The 12881-nt window shown below is 74.5% G+C and carries 14 protein-coding genes; 6 read left to right on the top strand and 8 right to left on the bottom strand.

What is annotated here, in order from left to right; all coding sequences use genetic code 11:
• Both DVA66_RS09625 and DVA66_RS21255 read right to left on the bottom strand, forming a co-directional pair.
• Positions 1–296, bottom strand: a 296-nt coding sequence (locus tag DVA66_RS09625) for a hypothetical protein (RefSeq protein WP_198671629.1), incomplete at its 3' end; no start/stop codon positions are given.
• 78 nt (positions 297–374) lie between these two features.
• Complete coding sequence (locus tag DVA66_RS21255; RefSeq protein WP_198671628.1) at positions 375–536, bottom strand: DUF5679 domain-containing protein; 162 nt, start codon at positions 534–536, stop codon at positions 375–377.
• A 294-nt stretch (positions 537–830) separates the two neighbouring features.
• Between DVA66_RS21255 and DVA66_RS09620 the strand changes: the two genes are divergently transcribed.
• Entirely contained in the window at positions 831–1433 is a 603-nt protein-coding gene (locus tag DVA66_RS09620) for a M48 metallopeptidase family protein (protein WP_114559889.1), read from the top strand.
• A gap of 1 nt (position 1434) precedes the next feature.
• Here DVA66_RS09620 and DVA66_RS09615 read toward each other — a convergent pair whose 3' ends face one another.
• A complete protein-coding gene (locus DVA66_RS09615; RefSeq protein ID WP_114559888.1) occupies positions 1435–2871 on the bottom strand; it encodes a zinc-dependent metalloprotease in 1437 nt (478 codons plus the stop codon).
• A gap of 132 nt (positions 2872–3003) precedes the next feature.
• Here DVA66_RS09615 and DVA66_RS09610 point away from each other — a divergent pair, with 132 nt between their 5' ends.
• The 4 genes from DVA66_RS09610 to DVA66_RS09595 are packed head-to-tail and all read left to right on the top strand — an operon-like array spanning position 3004 to position 8001.
• On the top strand, positions 3004–3438 hold the full coding sequence (locus DVA66_RS09610) for a molybdenum cofactor biosynthesis protein MoaE (RefSeq protein ID WP_114559887.1): 435 nt from the start codon (positions 3004–3006) through the stop codon (positions 3436–3438).
• A complete protein-coding gene (locus tag DVA66_RS09605; protein WP_114559886.1) occupies positions 3435–4475 on the top strand; it encodes a YlbL family protein in 1041 nt (346 codons plus the stop codon). The genes DVA66_RS09610 and DVA66_RS09605 overlap by 4 nt, the downstream gene beginning before the upstream one ends.
• Positions 4466–5137, top strand: coding sequence for a PPA1309 family protein (locus DVA66_RS09600; RefSeq protein WP_232821873.1), 672 nt, complete (start codon positions 4466–4468; stop codon positions 5135–5137). Before DVA66_RS09605 ends, DVA66_RS09600 begins: the two co-directional genes overlap by 10 nt.
• Positions 5134–8001 carry a UPF0182 family membrane protein gene (locus DVA66_RS09595; protein WP_114559885.1) on the top strand — a complete coding sequence of 956 codons (2868 nt, stop codon included), beginning with the start codon at positions 5134–5136 and terminating at the stop codon, positions 7999–8001. The genes DVA66_RS09600 and DVA66_RS09595 overlap by 4 nt, the downstream gene beginning before the upstream one ends.
• A gap of 21 nt (positions 8002–8022) precedes the next feature.
• Here the strand turns inward: DVA66_RS09595 and DVA66_RS09590 are convergent, their stop codons facing one another.
• The 3 genes from DVA66_RS09590 to DVA66_RS09580 are packed head-to-tail and all read right to left on the bottom strand — an operon-like array spanning position 8023 to position 9931.
• Positions 8023–8646 (bottom strand): CbiQ family ECF transporter T component, encoded by a 624-nt coding sequence (locus DVA66_RS09590; RefSeq protein WP_114559884.1) that lies wholly within the window; start codon positions 8644–8646, stop codon positions 8023–8025.
• Positions 8643–9329 carry an energy-coupling factor ABC transporter ATP-binding protein gene (locus DVA66_RS09585; protein ID WP_114559883.1) on the bottom strand — a complete coding sequence of 229 codons (687 nt, stop codon included), beginning with the start codon at positions 9327–9329 and terminating at the stop codon, positions 8643–8645. Before DVA66_RS09585 ends, DVA66_RS09590 begins: the two co-directional genes overlap by 4 nt.
• Positions 9326–9931, bottom strand: a complete 606-nt coding sequence (locus DVA66_RS09580) for a biotin transporter BioY (RefSeq protein ID WP_114559882.1) — start codon at positions 9929–9931, stop codon at positions 9326–9328. The genes DVA66_RS09585 and DVA66_RS09580 overlap by 4 nt, the downstream gene beginning before the upstream one ends.
• 108 nt (positions 9932–10039) lie before the next feature.
• Between DVA66_RS09580 and DVA66_RS09575 the strand changes: the two genes are divergently transcribed.
• Positions 10040–10627 (top strand): TetR/AcrR family transcriptional regulator C-terminal domain-containing protein, encoded by a 588-nt coding sequence (locus DVA66_RS09575; RefSeq protein ID WP_114559881.1) that lies wholly within the window; start codon positions 10040–10042, stop codon positions 10625–10627.
• 187 nt (positions 10628–10814) lie between these two features.
• Here the strand turns inward: DVA66_RS09575 and DVA66_RS09570 are convergent, their stop codons facing one another.
• Together DVA66_RS09570 and DVA66_RS09565 are read right to left on the bottom strand one after the other, a co-directional pair.
• Entirely contained in the window at positions 10815–12203 is a 1389-nt protein-coding gene (locus DVA66_RS09570) for a sulfatase family protein (RefSeq protein WP_114559880.1), read from the bottom strand.
• A 57-nt stretch (positions 12204–12260) separates the two neighbouring features.
• Positions 12261–12881 (bottom strand): M16 family metallopeptidase (locus DVA66_RS09565; RefSeq protein ID WP_198671627.1); only part of this gene is annotated, 621 nt, incomplete at its 5' end.

Here is a 12881-nt window from a genome sequence, read left to right as displayed (position 1 = left end):
CCCGCCCCGACCACCAGCACGGTTCCGCCGGCCTCCGGGCCGCGGCGCGGTTCGAGCAGGTCGGCGGCCGCCAGCACGCCGACCAGCTCGGGGGCGCGTGGGTCGAGCCCGCGCAGGCTGTCCAGCCGGGAGGTGCCGTCCATCCGGTGCAGCAGCGGCAGCAGGTCGGCGCCGACGCCGTGCAGCCGCCGGGCCGCGGCACCTACGCCGACCTGCAGCTCGCCGTCGTCGCGCACGGTCAGCGCCAGCCCGGCCCGCAGCCGGGGGCGGTCGAGGTCGGGACGTCCAGCGCTCACCCTCCCACCCTGGCCCGGCCGGGGACGTCCGGAACGGGTTGTCCACAGCCACGTCCGGGTCGGCCCCGGACGGTGCGGTCAGGCGCGTCCGAGGATGCGGTTGAGGTTGGTGCCGCACTCCGGGCAGGTGGCACGGGCCATCCGGGTGCCCTTCTCGTTGACCACGACGGTGCCGGTGGTCTCCCGCTTGGCGCGGCACTTCACGCAGTAGAACTCGCCGCTGTAGGACTCGTCGGCCACAGCTCCTCCTCCGGTCGGGCACCTGCGGTGACAAAGAGAAGACCCCCAGGAACTCCGGAGCCGTTCGCCTTCCCCTGCGAGCGGTCCGACCATCTGGGGGTCTTCGTTGTCTCGACGCTAGGGCCCCCGGCGCCGGGCGTCAAGTGGCTGGACCAAGACCGTCCACCACCGGGGACCGCTGTGCACCAGGTGGTGGGCAACCCTGTGGACGAGCCTGTGCACAGTGTGGACAACCCTGTGCACGGCGACGCGCCGAGGCCCCGGCTGTCGGCGGGCTCGGCTACCGTCGGTGCCATGCCGGTCCCTCCACCCGCACCCGCCGACGACGCCCGGGTGGAGGTGCGTCGCAGCCGGCGACGGCGCCGCTCGGTCACCGCGTTCCGCGAGGACGGCCGGATCGTGGTGGTGATCCCGGCCGACATGTCGCGCCAGCAGGAGGAGCACTGGCGCTCGGAGATGGTGCGGCGGCTGCTGCGGCGCGAGGCCCGCACCGCGGCGCCCGCCTCGGACCCGGCGCTGGCCACCCGGGCGGAGGAGCTGTGCCGGGCCCACCTGGACGGCGCGAGCCCGGTGCCGCGGCCCAGCTCGGTGCGATGGGTCGGCAACCAGCAGCGCCGGTGGGGGTCCTGCTCACCGGCCGACGGCACCATCCGGCTGTCCGACCGGCTGCAGGGGCTGCCCGGCTGGGTCGTCGACTACGTGCTGGTGCACGAGCTCTGCCACCTCGTGCACGCCGGCCACGGCCCGGCGTTCTGGGCACTGGTCGAGCGCTACCCGCGGGCTCAGGAGGCCAAGGGCTACCTGCAGGGCTGGTCCGACGCGCAGGCCCGCGCCCGGGGCGAGCGCTGGTCCGAGCCGGAGGAGTCCGACCTCGACGAGCCCGACGGCACCGGCTAGCTCAGCGGTCGCGCGGGTCCTCGGGCCCGTCCTCCCCGGTCTCGTCGGCGCGGTCGAGCAGGGCCGCCAGCTCGGCGTCCAGGTCGTCACCGCCCCCGGTGCCCTCGGCGGCCCGGTCACCGCGGACGAACCCGATCGGGTCGTCCAGCGCCGCGGCGTCGGGCACCAGGTCGGGGTGCTTCCAGACGGCGTCGCGCCCCTCCACGCCGCGGGCCTCGCGCAGCGCGGCCCACAGGTTGGCCGCGTCGCGCAGCCGGCGCGGACGCAGCTCGAGCCCGACCAGGTTGGCGAAGGTCTGCTCGGCGGGGCCACCGGCCGCCCGGTTGCGGCGCACCGTCTCGCCGAGCGCCTGCGCGGCCGGCATCCAGGGCGCGCAGGCCTGGCCGACCACCTCGTCCACCCAGCCCTCGACCAGCGCGAGCAGGGTCTCCATCCGGCCCAGGACCGCCTGCTGCTCGGGGGTGTGCTGCGGCTCGAACAGCCCCTCGCGGACCTCCTCGCCGATCCGCTGCAGCGCCTGCGGGTCCAGACCCTGCAGGTCGATCTCGCCGACCGCCTGCTCGATCGCGGACATGTCGATGCGGATGTGGCGGGCGTACTCCTCGACCAGGGCCAGCAGCTGCGGGCGCAGCCAGACGCACTCGGCGAACAGCCGCTGGCGGGCGGCCTCGCGGATGGTGAGGTAGAGCAGCACGTCGTCGGGACGCTCCTGCAGACCCTCGCCGAAGGCGGCGACGTTCGTCGGCAGGAGCACCACCTGGCTGGTGCTGGTCAGCGGGACGCCGATGTCGGTCACCCCGACCACCTCACCGGCCAGCTGGCCCAGCGCCTGGCCGAGCTGCACGGCGAACATCGCGTTGCCGCTGCGGCGCAGCATCGGGCGCAGCATCTCGGCCATCCCGGCCAACGGGTTGGCGGCCGGGTCGTCGCCGCCGGCGCCCATCAGGGCCTGCGCGCTCGCCTCGGCCATGCTGTCGGCCACCGGTTCGACCAGCCGGCGCCACACCGGCATCGTGTGCTCGATCCACTCCGCCCGGCTCCACACCGCCGGCAGCACGGTCTGCTCGGCGGAGAACGCGGTGGCGGGGTCGAGCCAGGTCTGGGCCAGCGAGGCGGCGTCGGTGACGCGGCGGCGGTCGGTCTGGTCGGGGGTGCGGTCGGGGCCCAGCCCGGCGGCCACCTTGCGGGCGACGTCCTTGGCCTGCTCCCAGTCCACCCCGGAGTCCGCGGTGGCGCCGGGGCCCATGCCCAGCTGGGCGATCATCTGCTGCAGCTGGCCCATCATCTGCTGCATGTCCTGCCCGCCGGCCCCGAAGGAGCCGAAGAGCGCCTCGAACGGGTTCTGCGGGGTGCCGCCCTGCTCCCGACCGCCCTCGTCGCGCTGCTCGTCGCGGTCGCGAGGCTCGTCCGGGTCGCCGGGGGACCGGTCGTCAGCCATCGTCAGTCACTCTCCTGTGCGTCGGCGGATCTCCATTCAACCCGTTCCGGCCAACTCCGGGGGCGCGGCGGGCCGGATTGCTGCTCAGAGCGAACACGGCCGCCGGTGGCCCGGTTGGGTAGGGTCGGCGCCATGTCTGGATCGGCGCCCGTCCCCGCGTGGTGGCAGGTCGCGCTGCGCAGCGAGCCGTTGAGCCTGGACGCCGCCCTCGCCGGCGTCGGGCACCCGGCCTGCGGCGGGGTCGCCCTGTTCGTCGGCGTGGTGCGCGACCACGACGGCGGACGTGCGGTCAGCACGCTGGACTACACCGCGCACCCGCAGGCCGAGGAGGTGCTCGGCCGGGTCGCAGCCGCGGTGGCCGAGCGGCACGGCGTGCGGGCATGGGTCGAGCACCGGGTCGGCCACCTGGAGGTCGGCGACCTGGCGGTGGTGGTCGCGACGGCCTCGGCGCACCGGGCCGAGGCGCTGACCGCCTGCCGGGAGCTGATCGACGAGCTGAAGCGGGACGTCCCGATCTGGAAGGAGCAGCACCTGGGCTCCGGTGCCGCGGAGTGGGTGGGGTTGTGACCCGTCAGACCTGGGTGGCCTTCGTCTCGGCCACCGTCTTCGTGCTGATGGCACTGGTGCTCGCGCTCACCCCGGTGCCCTTCGTCAGCTGGACCCCCGGCGGCACCTACGAGGTGCTGGGCGCGGGGGAGGAGCAGCCGATCGAGGTGTCGGGGACGAAGACCTACCCGACGGAGGGGTCGCTGCGGATCACCACCGTCTCCCAGACCGGGGCGGATGCCCGGCTGACGCTGCCGGAAGCGGTGCTGTCCTACCTGCTGCCCGAGCGCGACACCCTGCCGCGGGAGTCGATCTACCCGCCGGGGAAGACTCCCGAGCAGGTCGAGACCGAGGAACGGCAGAGCATGGACACCTCCCAGGTGGACGCCGTCGTCGCCGCGCTGCGCGCCGCCGACGTCGAGGTGGTCGAGCGTCCCGCCGTGGAGTCGGTCACCGTCAGCGGACCCAGCGAGGGGATCCTCAGTCCCGGCGACCTGGTGCTCACCGTCAACGGGCTGGAGCCCACCACCAAGGAGCAGGTGATCGAGGAGGTCCGTGCCGTCGCGGTCGGAGAGGACATCTCCTTCCGGGTGCTGCGCGACGGCGAGGAGCGCCAGCTCACGGTCACCACCGGCAGCTCCAACACCGAGGCCGGGGTGTCGGTGGTCGGCGCCCAGTTCGGCCCGGGCTACGACTACGAGCCGTCGGTGGAGTTCGGCATCGACCCCGCGATCGGCGGGCCGAGCGCGGGGCTGCTGTTCTCGCTGGCGATCTACGACCGGATCACCCCGGGGGCCCTGGTGCACGGCACCGTCGCCGGCACCGGCCGGATCACCGCCGACGGCGTGGTGCAGCCGATCGGCGGCGTCCAGCAGAAGATCGCCGGCTCGGAGGAGGCCGGCGCCAGCGTCTTCCTCTACCCGGAGGGCAACTGCGCCGACGTCGCCGGGGTGCGGACCGACCTCACGCTGGTCCCGGTCGAGACGCTGCCGCAGGCGATCGAGGCGATGCAGGCGCTGGACGCCGGCGCCACGGAGGAGCTGCCGACGTGCCCGTGACCGAGCCGCCCGACCCGGCCGACCCCGACCCGGTGGACGCCGACCCGACCGCGAGCGACCCGGCCGCCGACACCGACCCCGTCCGCACCGCACTGCTCGCCGCGCTGGTCGAGCTGGAGCGCCACGTGGGGGAGCAGGGTTTCGACCAGGCGCCGCGGCTGTTCGCCCTGGTGCGCACCGACGACCTGGTGGCCGCCGAGCCCGCGCTCGCCGAGCACCTGGGGCTGCGCAGCACCGCCGAGGGCGGGTTCCCCGAGGCGCTGACCCCGGTGGAGCAGGAGTTCGCCCCCGGCGCCGACCTGGTGGGGGCGCTGTCGCGGATCGAGTGGCCGGCCACCGTGCACGGCTGCGCGCTGGCCTGCGAGCGCAGCTTCCTGCCCGCCGGCGACCAGGCCGCCGATGTGCCCGACGACCCCGACGAGGCGACCACCTTCGTGGCCGAGCACCCCGACCGCCAGGACGTCCGGGTGGTCGTCGGCGTGCTGCGCAGCGGCCACCGCCACGGCGTGGCCCGGCTGGTCAGCCACCCCGAGGACCTGCTCGGGGCCAGCGACCTCGTCCCCGGGCTGGCCGAGGTGCTCGCGTATACGCTTCACCCCGACGAGGGCCTCGACGGCCCCGACCCCCGTCCCCACCCAGCAGCAGAGGAACTCAGCGAGTGAGCAGTACCGCCGCCGTCCGCCGCCGTCCCCGGGGGGCGCTCCTGCCCACCGTGGCCGTCCTCGCCACGCTGGTGGTCGGGTTCACCCTGTTCAGCGGGATCTGGACCGACCGGCTGTGGTACCAGTCGCTGGGTTATGAGGGGGTGTTCTCCACCCTGCTGCTGACCCGGCTCGGGCTGTTCCTCGTCTTCGGCCTGCTGATGGCGCTGATCGTGGTCGGCAACGTCGCGCTGGCCTACCGGCTGCGGCCCCGGCTGCGCGCCCCCTCGCCGAACTCCGAGCTGCTCGAGCGCTCCCGCGACGTGCTCGAGTCCCGGTTGGTGCGGATCCTGGTGATCCTCGGCGTGGTGATCGGGCTGTTCGGCGGCGGCAGCGGGGCCGGCAACGCCGAGACCTACCTGGCCTGGCGCAACGCCACCCCCTTCGGCGAGGTCGACCCCACCTTCGGTCTCGACCTGTCCTTCTTCGTCTTCGACTACCCCTGGTACCAGCTGGTCGCCTCGTTCCTGCTGGTCGCGCTGCTGATGGGCTCGGCCGGGGCGGCGATCGTGCACTACCTGCTCGGCGCGCTGCGCTACACCCCCGGCCAGCGGGTCACCAGCCGCGCCGCGATGGTGCACCTCTCGGTGCTGCTCGGGGTGGCGCTGCTGGTCTTCGCCGTCCAGCAGTTCCTCGACCGCTACGGGTTCCCGCTCACCACCAACGCGCTGTCCAACGCCGAGATGACCGCGATCGGCTACGCCGACGAGAACGCCCGGGTGACCGGCCGGCTCATCCTCGCCGTCATCGCCCTCATCTGCGCGCTGGTGTTCTTCGCCAACGCCTGGCTGCGCCGCTGGGTCTTCCCGGTGCTGGCGGTGGCGCTGATGGTGCTCTCCGGGCTGATCCTGTCGGTGATCTACCCGGTCGGTCTGCAGGCCATCACCGTCCAGCCGAACGAGCCGGACCTGGAACGGCCCTACATCGAGCAGCACATCGCGGCCACCCGGACGGCCTACGGGGTCGAGGACGTCGAGATCGAGACCTACGACGCCACCACGGTGGCCGAGGCCGGTCAGCTGCGTGCCGACGCCGAGGCGCTGCCCGGCATCCGCCTGATCGATCCGGCGATCGTCAGCCCGACGTACGAGCAGCTGCAGCAGGTCCGTGGCTACTACTCCTTCCCGCGGGTGCTCGACGTCGACCGCTACACCATCGACGGCGTGGAGACCGACGCCGTGGTAGCAGCCCGCGAGCTCAACCTCGCGGGTCTGGAGAACCGCTCGTGGAACAACACCCGCACCGTCTACACCCACGGCTACGGCCTGGTAGCGGCCTACGGCAACCGGGCGGTCGGCGGTGAGCCGGACTGGATCGTCCGCGACATCCCGCCGGTGGGCGAGCTCAGCGAGTACGAGCCGCGGATCTACTTCGGCGAGGCGATGGACCAGTACGCCATCGTGGGCGCCCCTGCGGGCACCCCGCCGATCGAGTTCGACACCCCCGGCGGCGGTCCCGACGGCGGACCGCAGCTGACCACCTACTCCGGCGAGGGCGGCGTCGCGATCGGGTCGCTGTTCGACCGGGTGCTGTACGCGATGCGCTTCACCGACGTCAACATCCTGCTGTCGGAGCGGGTCAACGAGGCCTCCAAGATCCTCTACGACCGCACCCCCCGCGAGCGGGTGCAGGCCGCGGCGCCGTGGCTGACCATCGACTCCAACATCTACCCCGCGATCGTCGAGGGCCGGCTGGTCTGGATCGTCGACGGCTACACCACCTCCAACAGCTACCCGAACAGCCAGCGGCTGAGCCTGCAGGACGCCACCTCGGACTCGGAGTCGCAGCTGCTGCCGGTGGGCGCCCAGCTGTCGCAGGACGTCAACTACATGCGCAACTCGGTCAAGGCCGTGGTGGACGCCTACGACGGCACCGTCGACCTCTACGCCTGGGACGAGGAGGACCCCGTCCTGCAGACCTGGCGCAACGCCTTCCCCGACACCGTCCAGGACCGCTCGGAGATCTCGGCCGACCTGCTGTCGCACCTGCGCTTCCCCGAGGACCTGTTCAAGGTGCAGCGGGAGATCCTGGCCCGCTACCACGTCACCGACCCGGCCGCCTGGTACCAGGGCAACGACCTGTGGCGGATCCCGACCGACCCGGTGCGCGGCGGCAACGCCAAGGAGACCCCGTACTACCTGTCGATCCAGTGGCCGGGTGACGAGTCGCCGGTGTTCAGCCAGACCGCCGTCTACGTGCCCAACGAGCGGCAGAACCTGGCGGCCTACATGGCCGTCAACGCCGACGCCTCCAGCCCCGACTACGGTCGGCTGCGGATCCTGCGGATGTCGGACACCCAGCAGATCGCCGGACCGGGCCAGACGTTCAACGAGATCAACACCAACGTCACGGTGGCCGAGCGGTTGCGGCCGTTCAACAACCAGGGCGCGGCGCAGGCCTCCTACGGCAACCTGCTGACGCTGCCGATCGGCGGCGGTCTGCTCTACGTCGAGCCGATCTACACCCAGCGGGCCGGCAGCGACGGCTCCTACCCGGCGCTGAGCTTCGTGGTCGCCCGGTTCGGTGAGACGGTGGCGATCGGCACCACCCTGCAGGAGGCGCTGGACCAGGTCTTCGGCGGTGACGCCGGTGCCGACACCGGCGAGGACGTCCCGGGCCAGCCGGGCGGTGGGACGCCGACCGACCCCGAGGAGCCGACCGGCGAGGTCGACAACCCGGCCGCCGCCGCGGCGCTGGACCGGGCCGAGCAGGCCTTCGCCGACGCCGACCAGGCGCTGCGCGACGGCGACCTGGCCACCTACCAGGCCAAGAACGACGAGGCCCGGGTCGCCATCGAGGAGGCCCTCACCGCGCTCGGCCGCTGACCCGTCGCGCGGGCTCGGGGCTCAGTCCCCGATCCCGCGGGCGTGCAGCGCCTCGCCGGTTGCGCGGGCGGAGGCCACCACCCGGACGACCAGGGGCACCAGCCGGGCGCGCGGGCTGCGCTCCAGCCCGCGGGCCAGCGCGGCCTGACGGGTCTCCTCGGCGATCTCGAGCACGGTCGGGACGGCACGCAGCACCAGCCCGACGGCCAGCCCGACCTGCTCGACGTCCACCCCGAGCCGGCGCAGCGGGCCGAGCACCCGCACCAGCGTGGCGACCAGGTCGTCGACGCGGGTGGTGGTGGTGAGCACGGTGGCCAGCAGCAGCAGCCCGACCAGCTCGGCCACGGTCTCGGTGGCCCGCGCCCAGCCGGTCTGCCACGTCTGCCAGGCACCCAGCAGGACGAGCACCACCAGCAGCCCGCGCAGCGAGCGCAGCAGGGCGCCCAGCCCGACCCGTCCGAGCAGCGCGAGCGCCAGCGCCAGCCCGAGCAGCACCAGCGACGGCCACGGCCCGCGGAGCAGGGTGACCGTGGTGGCGAGGACGAGCAGCCCGAGCAGCTTGGCCCCGGCCGGGGCGCGGTGCAGGAGGGTGCTCCCGGGACGGTGGACGCCGACCAGCCCCGTCGGCAGCGGCCGCGGGCTCATGCCACCGACCGGTAGTGCGCGACCACCTCGGCGGCGGGACCGTCGGCGACCACCCGGCCGCCGTCGAGCAGCAGCGCCCGGTCGCAGCGGGCGGCGAGCTCGAGGTCGTGGGTGCTGAGCACCAGCTGCTGCCGCAGCCCCATCAGCAGGTCGCCGATCCGCCGGCTGTTGCCGAGGTCGAGCAGGGTGGTCGGCTCGTCGGCCACCAGCACGTCGGGGTCGGTGGCCAGCACGCCGGCCAGGGCGAGCAGCTGGCGCTGGCCGCCGGACAGCGTGTGCACGCTGCGGGAGGCCAGTCCTCCCAGCCCGTGGGCCTCGAGCACGGCGGTCGTGGCCGTGGCGCGGTCGGCGGCGTCGGGGTGGCGGCGGCGCAGCGAGAGCGCGACGTCCTCCGCGACCGTGGGCATCACCAGCTGGGCGGCGGGGTCGGTGAAGACGAAGCCGACCCGGCGGCGCACCGCCGCACCGTGGCGCGCGACGTCGGTGCCGTGCACGCGGACCCGTCCGCGGCTCGGCTCGACCAGCCCGTTGACCAGCCGGGCGAGGGTGGACTTGCCCGACCCGTTCGCCCCGACCAGGGCGGTGCGGGCCTCGGTGAGGACCAGCGACGTCCGGTGCAGCACCACCACCTCGGTGCCGTCGGGGGCGGGTCGGCGGACCTCGACGTCGTCGAGCTCGATCACGCCGCGACGGCGTCGGCGTCGCGCGTGGAATGCGGACGGGCCAGCAGGTCGGGGAAGGCCCGGTGCACGGCGGTGGCGACCAGCGCGACGGCGAGGCACTTGAGCAGGTCGCCGGGCCAGAAGACGACGTCGACGCCGAACGCCTGGGCCAGGCCGAGGTCGGCCCGCAGCGCCAGCCCGCCGATGCCCAGGAGGTGGGTGACCAGGCTGCCGGCCAGCGCGGCGAGGAGCACCAGCGGGACGCTCGTGCTCAGCCGGCGCAGCGGGATGCGGCGGACCACCAGACCGGTGACCAGGGCGGCCAGCGGGAAGGAGACGAGGTAGCCCGCGGTGGGTCCGGCGAAGACGCCGACCCCGGCCGCGCCACCGGAGAAGACGGGCAGCCCGACGGCTCCGACGACCAGGTAGAGCAGCACGGCGAGGAACCCGCGGCGGGGGCCGAGGACGGCCCCGGCGAGGACGACGGCGAAGGTCTGCAGGGTGATCGGGACGGGGGAGGGGCCGAGCCGGAGCGCCGGCAGCAGGGCGCAGACCGCGACCAGGGCGGCGAAGCCGGCGACCAGGCCGAGGTCGGCACCGGAGAGGCGGCGGGGTGCGGGCATGCGGGACGACCTCTCGGCAGCGGGACTGAACGGTGTTCAGGTGAACGGCGTTCAGGTTAGGGTGGGTCCGGACCGCCGTCAACCACCGCCCACGACCCGAGGAGCGCCGTGCGCCACCGCCGCCAGGACGTCGTCGACCGGGCCCTGCTGGTGCTCGACGACTACGGGCTGGCCGACCTGACGGTGCGCCGGCTGGCCCGCGAGCTGGGAGTCCAGCCGAGCGCCCTGTACCACCACGTGCGGAGCAAGCAGGAGCTGCTGGCGCTGGTGGCCGAGGAGCTGCTGCGACGCGGGCCTCGACGTCCCCGCACCGGGGGCTGGCACGACCGCCTCCGGACCGTCTGCGCCGACCTCCGCGACGCCCTGCTGGCCTACCGCGACGGCGCGGAGGTGGTGGCCGCCGCCCAGGCGTTCGGCCTCGGTGCGGCCGGACCGGCGGCCGAGCTGGCGGAGGTGCTGCGCGCCGCGGGGGCGCCGGAGGAGCTGGCCCGGGTCGGGGCGGCGACCTGCGTGCACTACGTCCTCGGCCACGTCGGGGAGGAGCAGCTGCACCTGCAGGCCGGCAGCGCCGGCGCCATCGACGCCGACCCCCGCCGGGCCTCGACCTTCGCCCTGGGCGTCGACCTCGTCGTCGACGGCATCGCCACCCGCCTCCCCGACCCCGTCGTCGCACCCGCCTGGCCGTCTCCCGGCTGAGGCGTGGGTGGAGGTGGTCGGATGACGCGCCGGCAGGACCGGCCGACCGCGGCACCGCCGGCATACGGATGGGCAACCACGGCTTCGCGGCGTCCCAGCTGCCGCACGGGTTTGTGGTTCGCCACCGACCCGACGGTCCGCACCGGTCCGGCCGAGGGGGAGTAGCACCGGCAGGACGGACGGCCGGTCAGCCGCCGGCCGCACCCGACAGCAGGGCCAGGGTGCGCTCGTGCAGCGGCGGGGCGACCGCTCCGGTCAGCAGCGGGTCGTCCGTCTCGCGCATGCACCGGTGCAGCCGGTGCAGCAGGTCGTCCCGGGTGGCGGCGTGCTCGGGGTGGTCGGCCAGGTCGTGCAGCTCCAGCGGGTCCGTCCGCAGGTCGTAGAGCTCCACGGCCGGGTGGCTGCTGGTGTGCGGGTGGTCGGCGTCGGGGTGGACCGACGTGCGGGGCGTCCACGACTGGCTGGAGTCCATGAAGCCCGGTGCGGAGGAGAAGTTGGCGACCAGCTTGTGGTCGCGGGTGCGGATGCACCGGCGCGGGTCGTAGTAGTCGTGGTGCGTCAGCTCGGCGAAGACCTCCTCGCGCCCGGCGGTCGGGACGGCTCGGCCGTCCAGCGCGGGGGCGAAGGACCGTCCGTGCAGCGGAGGGCCGTCCGTCACCGCGACTCCCACCGCATCGAGGAGGGTCGGCGTCACGTCGAGGTTGGAGTGCAGGCCTCCCAGCCGGCGTCCGCTCGCCCAGCCGCGGGCGGGCCAGCGGACCAGGCAGGCGATCTCCAGCCCCGGGTCGTACAGCGTGCACTTCGCCCGGGGGAGCGCGAGCCCGTGGTCGGTGGTGAACACCACCAGGGTCGACTCCCGCAGGCCGGCGCGGTCGAGCGCGTCGAGGACGCGGCCGACCGCCGCGTCCAGGTGCCGGATCGCGCCCTGCAGCTCGGCGATCTCGATACGGGCGGACTCGTCGTCGCGCAGGTAGCCGGGGACCTCGACCCCGCGCTCGGTGTCCGGCTCGACGTGGTCACCGACGAACCCCATCACCCCGTCGGGGTCGCGCCGGCCCGGGTCGCGGTGGGGCTCGTGGAACCCCACCTGGAGGTAGGTCGGCCGGTCGGAGGCCGCCATCGCCGCGATCGCCTGCTCCGCCCGCTCGGCGACGACCTCGGCGTGCCCGCCGGTGCGGACGCGGTCGAACCCGAGCCGCTCGGCGACCAGGTCGTCGGCCTGCGTCCGGGACTCGTGGTGGACGCCGACCAGCTCGGTGCGGTACCCCGCCGACCCGAGCCGCTGCGCGAGGTGCCGCTCGTCGGGGTGCAGGTCCCACCCGAAGGCGGCGTGGGTCAGCCCGAGGACGCCGTTGGCGTGCGGCCAGCGACCGGTGAACAACGAGGACCGCGACGGGCTGCACTGGGGGGCGGTGGCGAACATCTCCGCGACCACGACCGCGTCCGCGGCGAACCGGTCGAGGTGCGGTGAGGTGACGGTGCGCGCTCCCAGGCAGTGCAGGTGCCGACCGAGGTCGTGGCAGTGCAGGAGCAGGACGTGCGGCCGGGCGGCGTCGGTGGCGGGGTCACTGGTCACGACTCGATTCTCCGCCCACCCGTCGGACGGGTGGTGTTCCGGCGCGCGGGACGGGCGTCAGCTGCTGACGACCTCCACGTCGGTGTATCCGGCGGCGGTGAGGGCGGGGGCGAGGGCGGCGGCGTCGCCGACGACGACCAGGCTGGCCGCCGCGGGGTCCACCACCTCGGTGTAGGCGGCGGTGGCCGACTCCCAGGTGACCTCCGGCAGCCGCGCGAGCTCGGCGTCCAGGTGGTCGGCGGGCAGCCCGGCCAGCAGCGAGGAGGCGGCCTGGTCGACGACGCCCTCGGCTGTGGCGCAGCGCATCGGGCCCTGCCCGGCGAGCTGGCGCACGGCGGCTCCGGTCTCCTCGGCGTCCAGCGGGGCGGTGCCGAGGTCGAGCAGGGTGCGCAGCTCGGTCAGCGTGGCCCCGACCACCTCGGTGCGGAACGACCCGGCCACCGTCCAGCTGCCACCGGAGTGGTGCGGGCTGAGGCCGAGGTGCACCCCGTAGGTGTAGCCCCGCTCCTCGCGCAGCACCCGGTTCAGCCGGCTGAGGAAGGAGCCGCCGACCGCGGTGGCGGCCACCCGCAGGTCGGCCCAGCGCGGGTCGCGCCGGTCGACCGCCGGCCCGCCCAGCCGCAGGTCGGCCTGCACCGAGCCGGGGCGGTCGACCAGCAGCACCGACGGCGCGGCCGG

The organism is Desertihabitans aurantiacus (genome assembly GCF_003344635.1).
Classification (GTDB): domain Bacteria; phylum Actinomycetota; class Actinomycetes; order Propionibacteriales; family Propionibacteriaceae; genus Desertihabitans; species Desertihabitans aurantiacus.
The sequence above is the reverse complement of the archived record's forward strand: the minus strand, read 5'-3'. Positions and strand labels throughout refer to the sequence as shown.